A 20049-nucleotide genomic window follows, 5' to 3' on the forward strand; every position below is an offset into this window, starting at 1 on the left:
CCGGTGAGGGCCGCTTCTTCAGAACGTAAGGCCGTCCCGGCCCCCGGGTCAAGCGGCCGGGAGGCACCCGCGGAGAGGGTCTTTCCCCCGCCCTTCAGGCCTGGGGGGCCTCGTCACCCTCCGTCACACGAGCGCCGGTTCCCGCCGCCCCGGCCGCCCCGGAAGTCCACTCGTATCCCGTACTGCTCTGCCGCACCAGGGTGTCGGCGAAGGGGCGCGAAGGATCATCCGCGAAGTGCGCGAGCTCCGCGCGCTCCCATCCGTCCCAGAAGTCGGAAAGTTCGCGCCCGTCCCGGTTGCGCCCGCGCCCCCAGGACTTCGCACGCGGAGTCTCCATCCACAGCAGCCGCGCCAGGTACGGGCGCAGGGCGCGCCGCCCGGCACCGACCCCCTCGACGAGCAGCACCGGACCGGGCTCCAGCACCCGCTCCGGCCCGAACCGCCGCTCGACCCAGTCGTACGGGGCCCAGTGCGCGGCCCGCCCCGCGGCGAGCGGCTCCAGCACCTGCTTGCGCAGTCGCCCCACCCACCCGAACAGCTCCTCATGAGTGGCCACATCATCCAGCCGCAACACGGGAACCCCGCCCAGCGCCTCGGCGAGCGCCCCCGCGAAGGTGCTCTTCCCGGACCCGGCGTGCCCGTCGATCCCGACGAGGCGGACGGGCCCGATCGAGGGCGGCAGGGCGATGATCTCGCGCACGAGCGGCTGAAGCGACGACTGAGGTTCCACGCCCCCACCGTATGACCTCCGCCGCCCGGCGCGACGCAGCGGCCCTGCGGGGCTGTCCCCTACCCGCCCTTCGCCCGTTCCCCGGGGCTGCGCCCCGGCCCCCCTGGGGCTCCGCCCCAGACCCCGCGCCTCAAACGCCGGCGAGGCTGATCTTGGCTGACGCCGGCGAGAACTCAGCCCCTCCGGCGTTTGAGGAGCGGGGGTCCGGGGGTTGACCCCCGGCAACGGCGCCGCACCCGGGGACGGGTCCGGGCGGAGCCCGGGGAACGGTGGAAGGGCGGGTAGGGGACAGCCCCGCAGGGCCCGCCCGGGGGAGCGGGGGCCGCGCCGCGTCACCCCGACACGGCGCGCGGCTTCACGGCCCCGCACGCGGGAACTGGAAGGGTGGGCGGGAGCCGACCCGCCGCACCGACCCCTGGGGGCCACGCCGATGACCGCACCCACACCCCGCCGCGCCCTACTGGCGGTAGCCCTGGCGGCAGCCGCCGCCACCGTCCCCGGCGGCCGAGCCTCCGCGGCCGAGCCGAAGCCCGCCACCGGCGGCGGCCGGGGACAGGCCACCCCGGCCACCCCGCCCCCGGCCACCGCCGGAGGCGCCGAGGCCACCGCCGGAGCCGCCGAGGCCACCGCCGGAGCCACCCGCAAGACGGTGGACAACCGCTTCTGGTACTCGTACGCCCACTGGACCGCCGGCCGGCACCAGGGCACCACCGCCATCGGCGGCGCCCGCCCCGGCCTGGAGATCAAGACCCCCACGGGCCGCACCGAGTACACGGACCCGCACACCGCGAAGAAGAGCACCTGGGAGTACGCCACCTGGACCTCCCCGGTCCACACCTCGACCGTCCCCGCCACCGAGGCCATCGCCTCCTGGAACGCCCGCACCCCGGCCGGCACCTGGATCCAGGCCGAACTGCGCGGCACCTACACCGACGGCACCGCCACCCCCTGGTACGTGATGGGCCGCTGGGCCTCCGGTGACGGGGACATCCGGCGCACCTCCGTGGACGGCCAGACCGACGGCAAGTCCACCGTCTGGACCGACACCCTGGCCGTGGACGCCCCCGCGAGCGGGCTGCGGATCAAGGACTGGCGGCTGCGCCTGACCCTGTACCGCAAGCCCGGTGCGAGCCGCGGCCCCACGGTGTGGCTGGCCGGCGCCATGGCCTCGGACGTCCCGGACCGGTTCGGCGTCCCGGCCTCCACCGCCGCCGGCGGGGCCCACGAGCTGAAGGTGCCGAGGTACTCGCAGGAGACGCACGCCGGCCAGTACCCCGAGTACGACAACGGCGGTGAGGCCTGGTGCAGCCCCACCTCCTCCCAGATGATCATCGAGTTCTGGGGCCGCAGGGCCAGCGCCTCCTCCGTGGCCTGGGTCAAGAAGGACTACGCGGACCCCCAGGTCTGCCACGCCGCCCGCTCCACCTACGACGCCGCGTACAAGGGCTGCGGAAACTGGCCCTTCAACGCCGCCTACGCCGCCACCTACCGGCAGATGGCCGGCGTCGTCACCCGCCTCGGCTCCCTCACGGACCTGGAGACCCTGGTGCGGGCCGGAGTCCCGGTCATCACCTCGCAGTCCTTCAGGGCCGAGGAGCTCACGGGCGCGGGCTACGGCACGGCCGGCCACCTGATGACCGTCATCGGCTTCACGGCCTCGGGCGACGTGATCGCCAACGACCCGAACTCGGCCGACAACACGGCGGTGCGCCGCGTCTACGGGCGCCGCCAGTTCGAGAACAACTGGCTCCGGACCAAGCGCCACAACGCCGCGGGCAAGGTCGTCTCCGGCACCGGAGGCGTCTGCTACCTCTACGGTCCGATCAGGCCGAACCCGGCCCAGGTCCTCGCACTGCGGGCGGTCGGCGTGCTCTGAGATCTCGCGTCGATTTTCGCGTTGACCCGAATGGCATGTAAGTGGAACATAAAGGGCAAAAGGGCAATAGGAGCTTCTCATAGGAGGCAGCCCGCCATGACCACCCAACCGAGAATCGAACACCACCCCGACCTCGCTGAGATGCGCTCGCGGTTCGAGCGGGTCACCAGCACTCCGAGTGCCCAGGTCGTAGAGGCGCTGGCCCTGATGACGGGCCTGTACATCGCCGCCTCGCCGTGGATCGCCGGATTCAGCGGGCTCAGCTCGCTGGCGATCAACAACCTGATCGCGGGCCTGGCCTACTGTCTGTGCATGAGCGGACTCGGCTCCGCCTACGAACGCACCCACGCCATGGCCTGGACCGCGGTCGGTCTCGCCGCCTGGACGATCGTCGCGCCCTTCGTCATCTCCGGCGACGTCAGCACCACCCGCACGGTGTGGAGCAACGTCCTCGCCGGCGGTATCGCCCTGTGCCTGGCCCTGGCCATGGCGGGCATGGCGGGCCGCGACCGCACCACCTGATCCGGTACGCACGACCCCTCGCGCCCCCGGTCCGCACCACGCGGCCGGGGGCGTGAGACATGCCACCCGTGACCATCGTCTCTACCGCGAGGGCGCCCTCCGCTGTCACATTGGAGGACATGACCGCACACAGCGCCGCCCTGACCGCCCGCGCCCGCAACCTGGTCCGCACCGGCGGACCCGAGGACGATTCCTCCTCCTGGCTGGAGCACGTGCTCGGCTGGACCCTGGTCGTGGTCGTGGCCATGTTCGTCACCCAGGTCGGCTGGTTCTTCTGACCTCAGGCTCGGCCCTTCCCGGCTCGGCCACGGCCCCCGCCCCGGCCCTCGCCCCGGCTTCCGCCTCGGCCTCCGGCTCCACCTGCCAGTGCCGGTCCGGAACGCCCACCAGCCCGTACAGCGCCCGCACGGGCGAGCGGGCCGGCAGCAGCACCACCCCGGCCAGCAGGGCGAACACCCCGATCCCGGCCCACCAGCCGAGCAGCCGGACGAGGACGCTCGCGCCCAGCGCCCCCGCGAACGGCAGCCCGTAGACCCCCGCCCCGGCGATCGCCACCGCGATCACCCTGGGCACCTTGAGGTCCGCCGCGGCGCCCGGCAGCCGCCAGCCCTCCACCAGCCAGCCGATCTCGGCCAGCAGCATCGTGCCGATGACGGCCGTCCCGAAGATCAGCACGGCCAGGAAGGTGCCCGAGGTCGCGAAGGCCAGGACGCCGTTCGCGACGCCTTCCGCCGGCCAGTCGGCGAAGGCCTGCGGATCGGCGCTCAGCAGCCGCTCGTACCCCGTGCCGTCCCACCCGTGGATCAGGGTGAAGAACAGCAGGAAGTACCCGGCGACCGCCTGGAGGTACCCCCAGTAGCCGGCCCCGACCAGGACGAACAGCCGCGCCACCAGGAACCCGAGCAGCGCGCCGACCACCACCGAGGCCCCGTAGAAGAGCGCGAAGCCGGCCCACACCCCGTCGTGGCCGCGGGCCGCGTGCATCGTGGACCAGGCCGGGTTCTGCCACATCAGGTACGCCCCGGTCGGGGCGGGCAGCAGCGCCGCGTAGAGCAGGGTCAGCGCCAGGTACGGATTGGCCGCGCGGCTCCTCGTACGGACCCCCTCGCCCCGGACCGACCGCTCCCACCACTGGAGCTGGCGCCCGGCGGCCACCGCGAAGGTGGCGCCGATGCCGTACGCCCACAGCGGCGCGGCCTGGACGGGGATCACGAGGCCACCAGCCGCAGGTCGTCGGTCTTGATCACGTCGGAGGTGACGAGCGCCTGCTCCGCGCTCACCCGGGTCATGAAGACGAACGGCGGGATGACCGGGGGAGCCGGCAGCCCGTCCGGGCTGAAGGTCACGCACAGCAGCCCCTCGATGCACCCGCTGAACCTCGTCAGGTACAAGGTCACATCGCCGCTCAGGTCCAGCCGTTTCGCGGCGAGCCCGTACTCCTCGCGGCCGTCACGGCTGCGCAGCTCGTAGTCGGTGAGCGTGGCCGCCCGCATCCGCAGCACCAGCACCTTCAGTGGGCCGTCCACCGTGGGCACGTGGGTGACCCCCGCGAAGGCGAACCCCTGCGGGGCGAAGAGCGCGGTGGTCACGGTCGGGGGAGTGCGCGCGGCCATCGGCGGACCGGCCGGGGCGGCCTTCGCCTCCCCGGTGCCCGCCACCAGCGAGGCGAGCAGCACCACCGGCAGCGCGGCCGCCAGCGTGCGCGGCCCGCTGCCGTCCAGGCTCGGGACGTACGGGCCCTCCTCGCCCGCCTCCGGATCGGGCGCCGGGGTCCAGCCGAAGGCCAGCGCGCTGCCCGCGATGCCGAGCAGCATCCCGACGAGGAAGCCCCCGAGGTTGGTCGCCACGAAGGAGAGCACCGAGAGCAGCAGCGCGTGGATCGAGACGTAGGCCCGGGTCTGCGGCAGCAGCCACAGGAACAGGCCCGCGGCGATCAGCGCGAGTCCGATCCCGATGGCCGCGATCCCGCCGAGGCCCAGGCTGACCAGCACGGTGAGCGGGGAGAGCGGGACCAGCAGCAGCTCGGTCCCGCCCAGGATCACCAGCAGTCCGCCCCAGAAGGGGCGGGTGCGGCGCCAGGCGCGCAGCCGCCGCCGGGGGCCGGGCAGCGGGAGCCGGCGGTCCAGCCACCCGCTGCCCGGCCCGGCGGGCCCGCGCAGGCCTAGAAGCACTTCTTGCCGTCCAGGCTGACGTTCAGCTTCAGGCCCTTGAGGTGGAAGTTGCCGCCGGTCGCCGACCAGGCGTGCGACTTCACGTCCACGACCTCGATGTCCCCGGCCTGGAGGCCGAACTTGCCGGCCTCGCCCTTGATCCCGCCGACCTGGTCGAGGGTGGAGGCGTCGCGGCCGATCTGGGCCGTCCCGAAGACGGCGTCACCGGCCAGGTCCTCGCCGTCGATGACGAGATTGCTGGCCGTGACGGTGCCGGCCGGGCCGCCGGCGGTCAGCTTGAAAACCACCTTGCCCACCGGGGTGTCCACCTCGGCGGCCTGGCAGATGTCCGTGAGGGTGGCCTCGTCGATGCCGAGCAGCGCGACGGGATGGCCCTTGCCGTCGACGGAGCGGTCCGTGTGCACGTAGGAGGCCAGGCCCTTGCTGCTCAGTTTGGACGAGGAGACCTGGAAGCTCGTCCCCGAGACGGCGAAGGAGGCGGCGAGCGCGCCCTGTGCCATGACCATCGCCATCGCCCCGACCGCGACGACCGCGGGCATCGCGACGGCGGCCGTCTTCTTCCAGTCGACCCGGCCCTCGGGCGTCCTTCTCTTCGCGTGCGCGGTGCTCGACGTGCTCGTCCTGCCGTTGCCCATGATGTGTTCCTCCCGTACGTCGTCCGGTGCGCAGGGGGAGTGCAAAGGGGGGTGCACAGAGGTCTGCCATACTGCGGGCTTCCTGTGGCAGTTCGAGGCTAGGGCTGAATTTGAATAATAGTCAACAGCGCGGAACGACCGGACGTTCGCAGGTTCGGCGGGCCGAACTCATAGCGATCGGGCGGAAGTTGTTCGCCGACACCTCGTACGACGCGCTCTCCATGGACGACATCGCCAAGCACGCGGGCGTGGCCAAGGGGCTCATCTACTACTACTTCAAGAGCAAACGCGGCTACTACCTGGCCATCGTCGAGGACTCGGTCGCCGAGCTCGTGGCCCGAGCCGCGGGCGAGAGCGAACAGCCCACCGCGCAGCGCGTGCGCACCACCATCGACGGCTACCTGTACTACGCCGAGCACCACCAGGCCGCCTACCGCACCATCGTCACCGGAGGCGTCGGCTCGGACTCCGAGGTCCTCGCCATCCGCGACGCCGTCCGCGAGGAACTCATCGCGACCATCGCGGAAGGCGCGTACGGCCGCCGCGAGATCCCGCCGCTCGCCCGGCTGGCCCTGGTCGGCTGGCTGGCGGGCGTCGAGGGCAGCACCCTCGACTGGATCGGCCCGGCGGACGCCCCGGCGCCGGTCCCGGCGGATGCGGAGGCGGACGCGGACGCGGCGGCGGGCGCTCCTGACCACCCCAACCGTCCCAACCACCCCAACCACCCCGACCGGGCCGAGTTCGGCGCCTTGCTCGTGCGCACGCTGCGCGCGACCCTGACGGTGATCGAGGAGTTCGTTCCCGAGTGCCCGGCCCCGCCCGTCCCCGACGAAGATCTCGTACCCGTGACGGGAAGCCCCTGATCGGGCATACTCAACCGCCGCAGCCCCTTGAACTGGACCTTCCCGCGATCCGGGAGGGCACCATCGGCTGTGAGCCCCGAGACCCGGCGACGCGTACCACCCTCACGCGCCGCCCCGTGCTTGAACGTGAGGAGAGCGCTGCCATGACCGACCGCGCGCCGCAGGTGGACCGATCGCTGCCCACCGAGGAGTCCCGAGACCTGCTCGCGCTCGTACGCGAGATCGCGCAGCGGGAGATCCGCCCCCGGGCCGCCGAGGAGGAGGATGCCGGCCGCTTCCCCCGGGAGGTCTTCGCGCTCCTCTCCGAGTCCGGTCTGCTGGGGCTCCCGTACGCCGGCGAGTTCGGCGGCGGCGACCAGCCGTACGAGGTCTACCTCCAGGTGCTGGAGGAGCTGGCCGCGGCCCGCCTGACCGTCGGGCTCGGCGTCAGCGTGCACTCGCTGGCCTGCCACGGCCTGGCCGGCTACGGGACCAAGGAGCAGCAGGGCGCCCACCTGCCCGCCATGCTCGGCGGCGGGCTGCTCGGCGCGTACTGCCTCTCCGAGCCGGCCTCCGGCTCGGACGCGGCCTCCCTGACCACCAAGGCGGTCCGGGACGGCGACGACTGGCTGATCAGCGGCACGAAGGCCTGGATCACCCACGGCGGGGTCGCCGACTTCTACACGGTGCTGGCCCGCACGGGCGTGGACGGACCGAAGGGCATCACCGCCTTCCTGGTCCCGGGCGACGCGGAAGGCCTCACGGCGGCGGTCCCCGAGAAGAAGATGGGCATGAAGGGCTCGCCCACCGCCCAGCTGCACTTCGACGGCGTACGGGTCCCCGACACGCGCCGCATCGGGGAGGAGGGCCAGGGCTTCACCATCGCCCTGGCCGCCCTGGACGCGGGCCGCCTCGGCATCGCAGCCTGCGCGATCGGCGTGGCCCAGGCCGCGCTCGACGAGGCCCTGGCGTACGCCCTGGACCGCAAGCAGTTCGGGCACCCCATCGCGGACTTCCAGGGCCTGCGGTTCATGCTGGCCGACATGGCCACGAAGATCGAGGCCGGCCGGTCCCTCTACCTCGCGGCCGCGCGGCTGCGGGACGCGGGCAAGCCCTTCTCCCGCCAGGCGGCCATGGCCAAGCTCTTCTGCACCGACGCGGCGATGGCCGTCACGACGGACGCGGTCCAGGTCCTGGGCGGCTACGGCTACACGGCGGACTTCCCGGTCGAGCGCCTCATGCGCGAAGCGAAGGTCCTCCAGATCGTGGAGGGCACGAACCAGATCCAGCGCATGGTGATCGCCCGCCACCTGGCGGGCCCGGAATCCCGCTGACCACCCGCCCCGGCAGCGCTGCCACGCCGGTGGACGGCCCTGCCGAAGCGGCAGAGCCGTCCACCGGCGGCGGTTTCGGCGCACAACCGTGGCGGTGGAGCTACCGGTATGTGGGACCGCCTGATCTGCGAGCCCTTGTCCGGCCTGAGGCCGAGGGGCGACGCATCCACTCGGCGGCCGACCTCGCGGACTGGGCCTCGGCTCTGGCAGCGGTGGAGCTTGCCGAGCCCTTCACGTTCGTCATCGACCCGGCGGGTGTGCTGCGGCTCGCCCCGCGCCGGAGCGAGCACGTGGTGTGTGCCGGCGGTGGCCCTGTTCTGGGCGCCGGGGAGATGCGCTTCCGCGAAGAGTCCGGGCAGTGGGTGGTGGCCGAGACGAGCAACCAGTCGACCGGATACTGCCCGGACACCAGCTCGTGGGCGGCCGTCGCGAAGGCTCTGGACGCAGCCGGGATCGAGCACCCTCCCGGTTTCACCCACGAGGTGGTGTTCCGCCGCTGTCCCTCCTGCAGTGAGCTGAACATCGTGCGGGAGGAGGACTTCGTCTGCGTCTTCTGCGACGGGGACCTGCCGCAGGAATGGAACGTGGACGGTTCCGCGGCCTAGCAGGCCGGGGCGGGGAAAGGCGATGCCCGTCAAAGCCGTCGAGCACGCGCACGTCGGGCCCGGACGCCGTCCGTCGCGGCCCACCGGCCCGCGGCCGGCCTCGCCCCGGGCCTGGCCGCGCTGCGAGGGGTCAGCCGCCGAAGAGGGGGCCGGTCGGCCAGATCGGGGAGGAGGCGACCCGGGACCACTCCGGATCGCGCCGCCCCGGCACGGTCCGGCCGTCTTCCTCCCAGCGGGTGAGCAGCGCGCGGTAGATGGGCGGGTCGGGGGCCTGCCGAACCGATTCTTCGTGCCCTGCGGCAGGCGCCCGCCGCCGGCGCCCCACCTTCGGCGTGGAAGTCTCCATCGTGGTCATACCGGGCCAACGCGCCACCGGACCCACGGGTAACCCCGCCCATCCGTTCGACCTGTCCCCACCGACCGAGCACTCCCCTCGGCGATGCGAAGCGCATACGCCCAAATCAGCCCCTCCGGCGTTTGCTGAGCGGGGGCCGGCCCCCGGCAACGCCGCCGCACGCGGCAACGGGTCCGGGCGGAGCCCGGGGCCCTCCAGCCCGTCCGGCGTGTGAGGACCGGGTCCGGGCCGGGGTTCGGCCCCCGGCAGCGGCGCCGCACACGGCAACGGGTCCGGGCGGAGCCCGGGGCCCTCCAGCCCGTCCGGCGTTTGAGGACCGGGTCCGGGCCGGCCCGGGGAACGGTGGAAGGGCGGGTAGGGGACAGCCCCGCAGGGCCCCACCCGGACCCCGCCGACACGGTGCGCCCCCCGCGGCCGGGCACGGATTCGGGCCGCGCTCAGGGCATCCCGCCGGGAGCCCCCCTCGGCGGGCGCAGCCGGGCCGCCGGGGGCCGACCCCGGGGACCCCGGAGTCGGAGACCCAGGCCACCCCGTCGAAGGCCCGCCCCAACCGGGCCCCCGCACGGTGTGTCTCTCTGCCAGTCTGTGCCACAACCCTGTTCCCCACCACGCAACCTGACGTACCGTCATCTCCGCCCAGGTGTCATCCCTCGCACCCGTTCCCGGAGGTTCGCCATGCCCGCCGACCGGCCCGTACCGCTCGACGAATACCCCATCCACCAGGCCCCGTTGTCGATGAAGCACCTCGTCACCGGCGACCGGAACGCCTACGACCGCTGCATCTTCCACGTCTTCGACCACGCGGGCCGCGCCGTCCTGATCCTCGGCCTCGGCGTCTACCCCAACGCCGGTGTCATCGACGCCTACGCCACCCTCCGCGTCGGCGACGAACTGCTCGCGGTCCGCGCCTCCGACGCCCTCACCGACGACCGGATGAACCTCTCCGTCGGCCCGCTCCGCATCACCGTCGACGAGCCCCTCCGGCGGATCACCCTCACCTGCGCCGCCGACCCCGAGGACCCCGACGGGCTCTCGTACGACATCACCTGGACCGCCGAGTTCCCCGCCGTCTGGGAGCCGCACCACACCCAGCGCCGGGGCGACCGCCTCATCCTCGAAGGCCGCCGCTTCGTCCAGGCGGGCGGTGTCACCGGCACCATCCGCGCCAAGGGCGAGGAGTTCACCCTCGACGCCGACTGGACCGGCACCCGCGACCGGAGCTGGGGGGTGCGCCCGATCCCCGGCGAAGAGGGCGGCCGGGCGGCCGAGGAGCACCGGCCCGAGGGGTTCCACTGGCTCTGGATCCCGGTCCGGTTCGAGGACCGCTTCCTGATGGTCATCACCCAGGAGGACGCCGACGGCCACCGGGCCCTCAGCGAAGCCGTGCAGGTCTTCCCCGAAGGCAGCGGCCGCCACGACGTACAGCTCGGCTGGCCGCACACCGACATCCGCTACCGCCCGGGCAGCCGCCACCCCGAGAGCGCCGTCGTCCACCTCACCGACCCGGCCGGCCGCAAACCCCTCGAACTCGGCGTGGAGATCCTGAACTCCTCCCCGCTCGCCGTCGGAGCCGGCTACCCGCCCGCCTCGGACTGGCAGCACGGCACCTGGCAGGGCCGCGGCTGGACCGACCGCCGCACCTACGACCTCTCCGACCCCGCGGCCCACCCCATGGCCGCCTTCGGAGTCACCGACCACTCGGCCCGCTTCACCTTCGAAGGCCGCACCGGCTACGGCATCTTCGAGCACGGCAGCTTCGGCCGCCACGACCCCAGCGGCTTCGCCGACTACAGCTCGGTGGCCCCGTAACCCGGCCCTCCCGGACGGGAGGGCCGGCACCACCACCGCCAACCTCAAGCCTCAACAGCCAAGCCAGAGAAGGGGTTTCCCATGGCAGGACCGGCACCGCGCCCCCGTACCTCCACCCGCGAACCCGAGGAGCTGGGCCGGCGCCTCGCCGCCTGGCTCGACACCGAGCTGCCCGGCGCGAAGGTCACCAACATCTCCGTCCCCGGGTCCAACGGCATGTCCAGCGAGACCCTGCTCTTCGACATAGAGCACCCCGACGCCCCGATCCACGCCTGCGCGCTGCGCCTCGCCGCCGACCCGGCCGCCTACACGGTGTTCCCCACCTACGACATGCCCCGCCAGCACCGGGTCATGAGCCTCGTCGCCGACCACACCGACCTGCCGGTCCCGCGCGTGCAGTGGCTGGAAGAGGACCCCGGCCCGCTCGGGGCGCCGTTCTTCGTGATGGCCCGCGCCGAAGGGCGCGTACCGCCCGACGTGATGCCCTACACCTACGAGGGGAACTGGCTGCACGCCGCGACCGACGCGCAGCGCGCCGCGCTGCAGGAGGCGAGCATCGCGCTGCTCGCCCGGCTGCACGACCAGTTCCCGCCCGAGGAGGCGCGGTTCCTCCTCCCGGAGGGCGACGGGAGCCCGCTGCGCCGCCACGTGGAGGCCCAACGCGCCTACTACGAATGGGTGGTGGAGGGAAAGTCCCGGTCACCGCTGCTGGAGCGGGCGTTCGCCCGGCTCGAAGAGCTCTGGCCCGCGGACGAGGGCGGCCCGGCCGTCCTCAACTGGGGCGACGCGCGCATCGGCAACGTCATCTACGAGGCGGACGGCTTCGAACCGGTGGCCGTCCTCGACTGGGAGATGGCGGCTTGCGCCCCGCGCGAGGTGGACCTGGGCTGGACCGTCTACCTGCACTGCTTCTTCCAGGATCTGACGGTCGGTTTCGGCCAGCCGGGCCTGCCCGACTTCCTGCGCCGCGAGGACATCGAACGCCGGTACGCCGAACTCACCGGGCACGCGCCGCGGGACATGGAGTTCCACACGCTCTACGCCGCCCTGCGGCACGGGATCGTGATGCTGCGCATCGCCTACCGGCAGGCGCACTTCGGCGAGGTCGAGGTCCCGGCGGATCCCGACAGCCTGATCCTGCACCATGCCAGTCTCACCGCCATGGTGCAGGGAACGTACTGGTAGGCGACCAGGAAGTCGCTCGGCCCGGGCTCAGGCGGCCTGCGCGTGCTGGCGCATCTGCGGCATCACCGCGGGCGCCGGCATCCGCACGGGACGCGAGCCGGGGCCGCCGACGTGCGAGAAGGGCTGCGTCCGCCAGTCCAGACCCTGCGGAAGCGCCAGGTGGACGACGGGCTCCAGCTCCGGGGCCCCGTCGTCGCCGAAGTCGAGGGTGGGCAGCGCGTCGGAGGCGGGCCGCCCGGTGCCCGCGCACACCGTGAGCCCGAACGGGTTCCACGGGGTCAGGCAGAGGGCGTGCTCCGGCAGGAACTCCTCGTCCGCGACGAGGGCGATCGACTGACCGCAGTCGGGGCAGGTCGCGTGGTGGATCTCGAATCCCTCGGTGTCGTATTCGAGGTACTCGTCGTCGTCGGCGTAACCGCTCTCGACGATTTCCAGGGGCTCCGGTTCGATGCGACCGGCGCGCTTGGTGTTCAGCATGGATGTACTCCCCCTTGGGTGGGCCGGGCGGGCAGGTTCTTCGGCCACGGCCACCCCAAGCACTTCCCGTCGCGCGGCACGAGTAACCACATCCGGCCGCCGTACGCCCGCATACCCCTGTGGCCTTGGTCACATGCCTGCCGCAGGTGCCACCTCAATCCGTGGACACGGGTGGGCCTAAACGGTTCGGGGCCGTAAGTTGTGCGGCTATGAGCGCAATGGAGGAGCTGGACCGCCAGATCGTGGATCTGCTCGTGCGGGACGGGCGGATGAGCTACACGGACCTGGGCAAGGCCACCGGACTGTCCACGTCGGCGGTCCATCAGCGAGTACGCCGCCTGGAGCAGCGCGGGGTCATCCGCGGGTACGCGGCGGTCGTCGACCCCGAGGCCGTCGGTCTTCCCCTGACGGCCTTCATCTCGGTCAAGCCCTTCGACCCGAGCGCGCCGGACGACATCGCGGAGCGGCTGGCCGGGGTCCCCGAGATCGAGGCCTGCCACAGCGTCGCGGGCGACGAGAACTACATCCTCAAGGTCCGCGTGGCCACCCCGCTGGAGCTGGAAGACCTCCTGAGCCGCCTCCGCGCCCTGGCCCACGTCTCCACCCGCACGACGGTGGTCCTCTCCACCCCGTACGAGGCCCGCCCGCCCCGGGTGTGACCCTCCGGCCGAATTCAGCCCCTCCGGCGTTTGAGGAGCAGGGGTCCGGGGGCTGGCCCCCGGGAACGGCGCCGCACCCGGCAACGGGTCCGGGGCGAAGCCCCGGGGAACGGGCGAAGGGCGGGTAGGGGAACCACCCCCGGCCCCTGTGCAGGGGCCGTGGTCCGCGGCGCGCGGCGCACCCGCCAGACTGTCGGCATGACAGACCGCACCGCCGACTCCGCCAACGCCGCCGGAGGCCCCCGCACCGCCGACTCCGCCCCCACCGCCGGAGGCCCCCGTACGGTCCTCCTCCGCGGCGGAGAGGTCCACAGCCCCGCCGATCCCTTCGCCACCGCGATGGTCGTCGAGCGCGGCCACATCGCCTGGGTCGGCTCCGAGGGCGCCGCCGACGCCTTCGCGCAGGGCGTGGACGAGGTCGTCGACCTCGGAGGGGCGCTCGTCACCCCCGCCTTCACCGACGCCCACGTGCACACCACCTCCGCGGGCCTCGCCCTGACCGGCCTGGACCTGTCCACGGCCGCCTCCCTCGCCGAAGCCCTCCTGCGCGTACGCGCGTACGCGGACGCCCGCCCCGCCGACCGGGTGCTGCTCGGCCACGGCTGGGACGCCGCCCGGTGGCCCGAACGCCGCGCCCCCCGCAGGCAGGAGCTCGACGAGGCCGCCGGCGGCCGCCCGCTCTACCTCAGCCGCATCGACGCGCACTCCGCCGTGGTGACCACGGCCCTGCTCCGGCTCGTACCCGAGGTGCGCGCGGCCGCCGACGAGCCGCTGACCCGCGACGCCCACCACGCCGTACGCCGGGCCGCGCTCGGCGCCCTCACCCCGGCCCAGCGCGCCGAGGCACAGCGGGCCGCCCTCGACCGGGCCGCCTCCCTCGGGATCGGCTCCGTCCACGAGTGCGGCGGCCCGGAGATCTCCTCCCCGGAGGACTTCAGCGGCCTCCTGGAGCTGGCGCAGACCCACCCCGGCCCGCGGGTCTTCGGCTACTGGGCCGACCGGGACCTCGCCCGGGTCAAGGAACTCGGCGCCGTCGGGGCGGCCGGCGACCTCTTCGTCGACGGAGCCCTCGGCTCGCACACCGCCTGCCTGCACGCCCCGTACGCCGACGCGGACCACACCGGCACCGACTACCTCGACGCGCGGGCCGTCGCCGACCACGTGGCCGCCTGCACCGAGGCGGGCCTCCAGGCGGGCTTCCACGCCATCGGGGACGCCGCGATCACCGCCGTGGTCACCGGGGTCCGGGCCGCCGCCGACAAGGTCGGCCTGGACCGGGTCCGCGCGGCCCGGCACCGCGTCGAGCACGCCGAGATGATGACCCCGGCCACCATCGCCGCCTTCGCGGAACTGGGCCTCACGGCCTCCGTGCAGCCCGCCTTCGACGCGCTGTGGGGCGGCGAGGAGGGCATGTACGCCGACCGGCTCGGCGCCGAGCGCGCCCGCACCCTCAACCCCTACGCGGCCATGCTCAAGGCCGGCGTCCCCCTGGCCTTCGGCTCCGACGCCCCGGTCACCCCCCTCGACCCCTGGGGCACCGTCCGCGCGGCCGCCTTCCACCACACCCCGGCCCACCGCATCTCCGCACGGGCGGCCTTCGCCGCCCACACCCGCGGCGGCTGGCGGGCCCTGGGCCGCGACGACGCGGGCATCCTCGTCCCCGGCGCCCCGGCCGACTACGCGGTCTGGGACACCGCCGAACTGGTGGTCCAGGCCCCCGACGACCGGGTCGCCCGCTGGTCCACGGACCCCCGCTCCGGCACCCCCGGACTGCCGGACCTGACCCCCGGCGGCGAATTGCCGGTCTGCCTCGCCACGGTGGTCGGCGGCCGGGAGGTATTCGTACGGCCACAGGGGTGATCCGGGTGGCCGTGGTTCGGTGAGGGCGGCCGGACCCGGATAAGTTCGGCCGGGTCCACCACCGGACGTCCGAACCGGACGGAGCCGATAGCTCAGCCGCGCCCGCGCCTCGGGGGCGAGGGAAGGTTTCGCCGCAAGGGTGTCCCCCCTGCTCCGCAGGAGACTTGGGGGCGGTGGCCTCAGATCGGGGCCCTGCGGTCCAGTAGACAACGGTCAGGCGGCCCGCAGCCAGCGGGAGCCGGTCCGGCCCGAAGGACCGCGGGCCCCGATCGCTGTTCTAAAATCATCCTCTGCGACACGACGTACAGGATGTACGAGAACGCAAAAGGGGAATCAGTGAGCGACGGCGGACAGCGAAGCTACGGACCGCTCGGCACGGCCTTGGTGATCATTCCGACCTACAACGAGGCGGAGAACATCGGGCTGATCGTCGGCCGCGTCCGCGCGGCTGTACCCGGGGCCCACGTCCTGGTCGCCGACGACAACAGCCCGGACGGCACCGGAAAGCTCGCCGACGAGCTGGCGGCCGCGGACGACCAGGTCCACGTCCTGCACCGCAAGGGCAAGGAGGGCCTCGGGGCCGCCTACCTGGCCGGCTTCGGGTGGGGCCTGGAGAACGGCTACGGCGTCATCATCGAGATGGACGCGGACGGCTCCCACCAGCCCGAGGAGCTGCCCAGGCTGCTCACCGCCCTGGAGGGTGCCGACCTGGTGCTGGGCTCCCGCTGGGTGCCGGGCGGCCGGGTCGTCAACTGGCCCAAGAGCCGCGAGTTCCTCTCCCGGGGCGGGTCCACCTACTCCCGGCTGATGCTGGGCGTCCCGATCCGCGACGTCACCGGCGGCTACCGCGCCTTCCGCCGCGAGACCCTCGAAGGGCTGGGCCTGGCCGACGTGGCCTCCGCCGGCTACTGCTTCCAGGTGGACCTGGCCCGCCGCGCGGTGCAGAAGGGCTTCCGCGTGGTCGAGGTGCCCATCACCTTCGTCGAGCGCGAGTTCGGCGACAGCAAGATGAGCAAGGACATCGTGGTGGAGGCCCTCTGGAGGGTCACCCAGTGGGGGCTCAAGGAGCACGCCGGCAAGCTCTCGGACAAGCTGACGGGCAAGCCCCGGAACAACTAGCCCGCGCCGGGACCAGAGCCCCCGCCGGGCGGTCCGGCACCCCTAGGGGATGTCCGGTACCTCCGGCTGAGGACGTCTTTACCCCGGCCCAGGCACACTGGGGGTATGACGACCGGAGTTCCGACCTCTACGGCCCCCCGGCGGCGTTCGCCCGCCCGTACGTACCTTCCCCTGGCCATCGCGGCCTGGCTGATCCTGGAGATCTGGCTGCTCGGCCAGGTCGCCGGACTGATCGGCGGCGGTGGTGTCGCCCTGCTGCTCGCGGGCGGCCTGGTGCTGGGTGCGGTGGTCATCAAGCGGGCCGGGCGACGTGCCTTCAAGAACCTGACGGACACCTTCCAGCAGGCCCAGGAGGGCCGTCAGCCGACCCCGCCGCAGCCCGGCAAGGCCGGCACGGGCAACGGCCTGACCATGCTGGCCGGCCTGCTCCTGATGATGCCCGGCCTGATCTCGGACGCGGCCGGCCTGCTGCTCCTGCTCCCGCCCGTCCGCGCCCTGATCGGCCGCCGGGCCGCCCGCTCCCTGGAGCGGAAGATGGCCTCCGCGCCGGCCGGCTCCTTCGGCGACGCCTTCCAGCAGGCCCGGATCCACTACCCGGACGGCAAGGTCGTCCCGGGCGAGGTCATCCACGGCGAGGTCATCCGCGAGGACGGCCCGCAGCGGCCCGACAACGGCCACCGGCCGCCGCTGACCCCCTGAGGGAACGGCGCGGAGCGCCGGCGCACACGGCGAAGCCGAGGGGCCCCACCGCACACTGTGCGGTGGGGCCCCTCGGCTTCGTGCTGTCTTACGGTGCTGCGGGTGCTGCTTGCCGCTGTGTGGCGTCCGGCTGTCAGGCGGACTTGCGGCTGTCGCGCGGATGCACGGCAATGTTCATGGCGCCGGAACGAAGGACCGCGAGCCTCTCGGCCAGCACTTCCTCCAGCTCCTCGCGGGTGCGCCGCTCCATGAGCATGTCCCAGTGCGTTCGCGCAGGCTTGCCCTTCTTCTCTTCGGGCCCATCCCCGTCAACCAGGAGTGCCATGGCGCCACACGCCTTGCACTCCCACTCCGGCGGAATTTCTGCCTCAACCGAGAACGGCATCTCAAATCGATGTCCGTTCTGGCATGCGTACTCCACCGCCTGGCGCGGGGCCAGATCGATGCCGCGGTCCGTCTCGTAGCTGGTAACCACGAGCCGCGTACCGCGGAGAGCTCGCTCACTCATGAATCGTGCCTCCCGGGCTTGTCGCCCACAGGACAGGTGTCGCTGTCGTCGTCATCCGGTCAACGTCCGGTCGGCGGTATAGATTCCCGCTCCGGGTCATGCGTCGCCCGTCGTACCGCCCCTTGTTGTACCCACCAGTGCCCGTTTTGTCACATCTGGCAGCAGATGTCACCCAACGTCTTCACTTCATAAGCACGCAGTAACGGTCCGCCTGGCAGGCCAAAGGCGTACACTACCGGCCCTTAGCTTGAACGTCGAAATTCGTTCCGAATTCGCGCGGCTGCGACCCCTCGGATCCGTCGGATGCGTCGGATCCCCGGTCAGATCCGCTCGGGTACAGGATTCCCCGCCGCCTCCACCGCGCGCCGCACCGGCACTCGGGCGAGCAGCACGAAACCCAGTGCGAAGAAGACCACCAACGAGATGATCGCGTCCCGGTAGCTGCCCGTGACCTGGTACGTGAGCCCGAAAACCAGCGGGCCCACCCAGCTCAGCCCCCGGTCGCTCATCTCGTACGCCGAGAAGTACTCGGCCTCCTTGCCCGCCGGAACCAGGTGCGAGAACAGCGAGCGCGACAGCGCCTGACTGCCGCCGAGCACCAGTCCGATCATCGCGGCGAGTGCGAAGAACCACACCGGGGTCCGGGCCGGCAGGAAGTATCCGGCGGCCAGCGTCAGGCCCCAGGCCGCGAGCGAGCCGAGAATCGTCCGCTTGGCGCCGTACCGGAGGGCCAGTCGGCCCATCCCCAGCGCACCGGCCACCGCCAGGACCTGAACGAGCAGGATCGCCCCGATGAGGGTGGACTGCTCCAGCTTCAGCTCCTCCGACCCGTAGATCGAGGCCTGGGAGATCACCGTCTGCACGCCGTCGTTGTAGATCAGGTACGCCAGCAGGAACGACAGGGTCAGCGGGTAGCGCCGCATGTCCTTCAGGGTGGCGACGAGCTGCTTCCAGCCGCTGACGGCCGGGGCCGCGCCCGGCTCCCGGACCACGGCGCGGTCCCGCAGCCGGCGCAGCGGGATCAGCGCGAAGGCCCCCCACCACAGGCCCGCGGAGGCCAGGCAGATGCGGATCGCCATGCCTTCGGTCAGACCGAAGGAGTCGTGGCCCATGTAGAGCGCCAGGTTCATCACGAGCATCAGCGAGCCCGAGGTGTATCCGAAGGCCCAGCCGCGCGAAGAGACCGTGTCCCGCTCGTCCGGCGTGGAGATCTGCGGCAGATAGGCGTTGTACAGCACCATCGAGACCGACAGCGAGGCGTTCGCGACGATCAGGAGCAGCCCGCCCAGCAGGTAGCGCTCGCCGGCCAGGAAGAACATGCCGGCCGTCGCCGCGGCCCCCGTGTACGCGGCCACGGCCAGCAGCGGCTTCTTGCGGCCGGTCCGGTCGGCGACTGCCCCCGCCAGCGGCATGAGCAGCACGGCCAGGATCACCGAGGCGGACACCGTGTAGGCGAAGAAGGAACCGGCCCGCACCGGGATCCCCAGCGGATGCACGAAGCCCTCGGCGTCCGCCGCGGCCTTGGCGATCGAGGTGAGGTACGGCCCGAGGAACACGGTGAGCACGCTCGCCGAGTACACGGAAACCGCGAAGTCGTAGAAGTACCAGCCGCGCTGCTCGCGCTTGCGCGCGGCCGTGGCCGCGGCCGCGGCTCTGCCGTCCTCGGCCCCCGGTTCTGCGTCTTCCGTCGTCTGCGCACTCATTGGTGCCCCCTCGCTGGTCCCCGTACCGCTGCGGCCGCCGCCACCGGGCGCGCAGCCGAACGGGCCGGTCAGGCCCAGGCTCCGCGCCGGTCCAGCACCGTGCGCAAGATGTCGATCCGGTCGGTCATGATGCCATCGACTCCCAGGTCCAGGAGAGCCTCCATGCGTTCCGGTTCGTTCACGGTCCACACGTGCACCTGGAGCCCCCGCTCGTGGGCCGTCCGCACGAACCTGCGGTCCACCACGCGGATGCCCGCCTGGGTCTCCGGCACCTGCGCCGCCACCGCGCCCGCGCGCAGCGCGGCCGGGATCGCGTACGACCGCAGCCGCAGCCCGACCACCCCCGCCACCCCGTACGAGGTCGCCAGCCGCGGGCCGGCGATCTTCTGGGCCCGGGCGACCCGGCGCTCGGAGAAGGAGCCCACGCACACCCGGTCCCAGACCCCGGCCCGCGCGATCAGGCCGACCAGCGGGTGCACGGCGGACTCGTCCTTGATGTCCACGTTCCACCGGGCGTCGGGGAACTCCTCCAGCAGGTCCTCGAAGAGCGCGAGGGGCTCGCTGCCGCCGGCCCGGACCTCGCGGAGCCGGCTCCACGGCAGCTCGCGGATGCGCCCCTGCCCGTCGGTGACCCGGTCCAGGGTGGCGTCGTGGAAGGCGACCAGTTTCCCGTCGGCGCTGGCGTGCACATCGGTCTCGAAGTACCGGTAGCCCGCGGCGGCCGCGGCCCGGAAGGCGGCGGCGGTGTTCTCCAGCCCGTCCGCGGCCCCGCCGCGATGCGCGAAGGGGATCGGACCCGGGTGGTCGAGATAAGGGTGGGGGAGGCGTACGTGCGTCACCGCGGCAGTATGCCCGCTGCCCGGCCCGGGCCGGGAGCGCCCCCGTGTCCGGCCGGTGAACGCCCGCCCCGCCCGGGCCCCCTGTGGCCCCCTCCCCGCTCACTCAGTGGCCCCCTGGGCC

At 72.9% G+C, this 20049-nt stretch carries 21 protein-coding genes; 12 read left to right on the forward strand and 9 right to left on the reverse strand.

Going from position 1 to position 20049, the window contains the following annotated elements; genetic code table 11:
* Positions 1-94: 94 nt before the first annotated feature.
* The gene (locus OG898_RS24855; protein ID WP_266959296.1) at positions 95-730 is read right to left on the reverse strand and encodes a uridine kinase; all 636 of its coding nucleotides are present in this window, start codon (positions 728-730) and stop codon (positions 95-97) included.
* A gap of 430 nt (positions 731-1160) precedes the next feature.
* Between OG898_RS24855 and OG898_RS24860 the strand changes: the two genes are divergently transcribed.
* The 3 genes from OG898_RS24860 to OG898_RS24870 all read left to right on the forward strand — a co-directional run bounded on the left by OG898_RS24860 (position 1161) and on the right by OG898_RS24870 (position 3406).
* Positions 1161-2606 carry a peptidase C39 family protein gene (locus OG898_RS24860; RefSeq protein ID WP_266959298.1) on the forward strand — a complete coding sequence of 482 codons (1446 nt, stop codon included), beginning with the start codon at positions 1161-1163 and terminating at the stop codon, positions 2604-2606.
* Positions 2607-2702: 96 nt separating this feature from the next.
* Positions 2703-3128 (forward strand): SPW repeat protein, encoded by a 426-nt coding sequence (locus OG898_RS24865; RefSeq protein WP_250741537.1) that lies wholly within the window; start codon positions 2703-2705, stop codon positions 3126-3128.
* 119 nt (positions 3129-3247) lie between these two features.
* The gene (locus OG898_RS24870; protein WP_243341628.1) at positions 3248-3406 is read left to right on the forward strand and encodes an SCO1431 family membrane protein; all 159 of its coding nucleotides are present in this window, start codon (positions 3248-3250) and stop codon (positions 3404-3406) included.
* Here the strand turns inward: OG898_RS24870 and OG898_RS24875 are convergent.
* Genes OG898_RS24875 through OG898_RS24885 form a run of 3 tightly spaced genes read right to left on the reverse strand, consistent with a single transcriptional unit; the run spans position 3381 to position 5838 of the window.
* A complete protein-coding gene (locus OG898_RS24875; protein WP_250741538.1) occupies positions 3381-4340 on the reverse strand; it encodes a hypothetical protein in 960 nt (319 codons plus the stop codon). The genes OG898_RS24870 and OG898_RS24875 overlap by 26 nt on opposite strands.
* Positions 4337-5299, reverse strand: coding sequence for a DUF6114 domain-containing protein (locus tag OG898_RS24880; RefSeq protein ID WP_308313414.1), 963 nt, complete (start codon positions 5297-5299; stop codon positions 4337-4339). Before OG898_RS24880 ends, OG898_RS24875 begins: the two co-directional genes overlap by 4 nt.
* The gene (locus OG898_RS24885) at positions 5290-5838 is read right to left on the reverse strand and encodes a DUF6230 family protein (RefSeq protein ID WP_266960419.1); all 549 of its coding nucleotides are present in this window, start codon (positions 5836-5838) and stop codon (positions 5290-5292) included. The genes OG898_RS24880 and OG898_RS24885 overlap by 10 nt, the downstream gene beginning before the upstream one ends.
* A 206-nt stretch (positions 5839-6044) precedes the next feature.
* Between OG898_RS24885 and OG898_RS24890 the strand changes: the two genes are divergently transcribed.
* The 3 genes from OG898_RS24890 to OG898_RS24900 all read left to right on the forward strand — a co-directional run bounded on the left by OG898_RS24890 (position 6045) and on the right by OG898_RS24900 (position 8715).
* Entirely contained in the window at positions 6045-6797 is a 753-nt protein-coding gene (locus OG898_RS24890) for a TetR/AcrR family transcriptional regulator (RefSeq protein ID WP_266959301.1), read from the forward strand.
* Positions 6798-6940: 143 nt separating this feature from the next.
* Positions 6941-8110 (forward strand): acyl-CoA dehydrogenase family protein, encoded by a 1170-nt coding sequence (locus OG898_RS24895; protein ID WP_250741539.1) that lies wholly within the window; start codon positions 6941-6943, stop codon positions 8108-8110.
* Between the two features lie 125 nt (positions 8111-8235).
* Positions 8236-8715, forward strand: a complete 480-nt coding sequence (locus OG898_RS24900; protein WP_266960421.1) for a hypothetical protein — start codon at positions 8236-8238, stop codon at positions 8713-8715.
* Between the two features lie 130 nt (positions 8716-8845).
* Here the strand turns inward: OG898_RS24900 and OG898_RS24905 are convergent, their stop codons facing one another.
* Positions 8846-9061, reverse strand: coding sequence for a hypothetical protein (locus OG898_RS24905; RefSeq protein ID WP_250741541.1), 216 nt, complete (start codon positions 9059-9061; stop codon positions 8846-8848).
* Between the two features lie 684 nt (positions 9062-9745).
* On the opposite strand from OG898_RS24905, the gene OG898_RS24910 reads away from it, so the two are divergent.
* Together OG898_RS24910 and OG898_RS24915 are read left to right on the forward strand one after the other, a co-directional pair.
* A complete protein-coding gene (locus tag OG898_RS24910) occupies positions 9746-10879 on the forward strand; it encodes a hypothetical protein (RefSeq protein WP_266959303.1) in 1134 nt (377 codons plus the stop codon).
* 81 nt (positions 10880-10960) lie between these two features.
* Positions 10961-12064, forward strand: coding sequence for a phosphotransferase family protein (locus OG898_RS24915; protein ID WP_266959305.1), 1104 nt, complete (start codon positions 10961-10963; stop codon positions 12062-12064).
* A gap of 27 nt (positions 12065-12091) precedes the next feature.
* Here OG898_RS24915 and OG898_RS24920 read toward each other — a convergent pair whose 3' ends face one another.
* A complete protein-coding gene (locus OG898_RS24920; protein ID WP_250741544.1) occupies positions 12092-12541 on the reverse strand; it encodes a hypothetical protein in 450 nt (149 codons plus the stop codon).
* Between the two features lie 218 nt (positions 12542-12759).
* On the opposite strand from OG898_RS24920, the gene OG898_RS24925 reads away from it, so the two are divergent.
* The 4 genes from OG898_RS24925 to fxsA all read left to right on the forward strand — a co-directional run bounded on the left by OG898_RS24925 (position 12760) and on the right by fxsA (position 16878).
* Positions 12760-13200, forward strand: a complete 441-nt coding sequence (locus OG898_RS24925) for an Lrp/AsnC family transcriptional regulator (protein WP_250741559.1) — start codon at positions 12760-12762, stop codon at positions 13198-13200.
* A 198-nt stretch (positions 13201-13398) separates the two neighbouring features.
* Positions 13399-15060: an amidohydrolase gene (locus OG898_RS24930; RefSeq protein ID WP_250741545.1), complete on the forward strand. Its 1662-nt coding sequence runs from the start codon at positions 13399-13401 to the stop codon at positions 15058-15060.
* Positions 15061-15396: 336 nt separating this feature from the next.
* The gene (locus OG898_RS24935) at positions 15397-16179 is read left to right on the forward strand and encodes a polyprenol monophosphomannose synthase (RefSeq protein ID WP_250741546.1); all 783 of its coding nucleotides are present in this window, start codon (positions 15397-15399) and stop codon (positions 16177-16179) included.
* A 105-nt stretch (positions 16180-16284) separates the two neighbouring features.
* Positions 16285-16878, forward strand: coding sequence for an FxsA family membrane protein (gene fxsA, locus OG898_RS24940; protein WP_266959308.1), 594 nt, complete (start codon positions 16285-16287; stop codon positions 16876-16878).
* A gap of 133 nt (positions 16879-17011) precedes the next feature.
* Here fxsA and OG898_RS24945 read toward each other — a convergent pair whose 3' ends face one another.
* From OG898_RS24945 to OG898_RS24955, 3 genes are all read right to left on the reverse strand, one after another.
* Entirely contained in the window at positions 17012-17386 is a 375-nt protein-coding gene (locus OG898_RS24945; protein ID WP_007262928.1) for an RNA polymerase-binding protein RbpA, read from the reverse strand.
* Between the two features lie 320 nt (positions 17387-17706).
* A complete protein-coding gene (locus OG898_RS24950; protein WP_250751288.1) occupies positions 17707-19089 on the reverse strand; it encodes an MFS transporter in 1383 nt (460 codons plus the stop codon).
* A gap of 68 nt (positions 19090-19157) precedes the next feature.
* A complete protein-coding gene (locus OG898_RS24955) occupies positions 19158-19928 on the reverse strand; it encodes a glycerophosphodiester phosphodiesterase (RefSeq protein WP_250751289.1) in 771 nt (256 codons plus the stop codon).
* Positions 19929-20049: the final 121 nt, after the last annotated feature.

Source organism: Streptomyces sp. NBC_00193, assembly GCF_026342735.1.
GTDB lineage: Bacteria > Actinomycetota > Actinomycetes > Streptomycetales > Streptomycetaceae > Streptomyces > Streptomyces stoeckheimensis.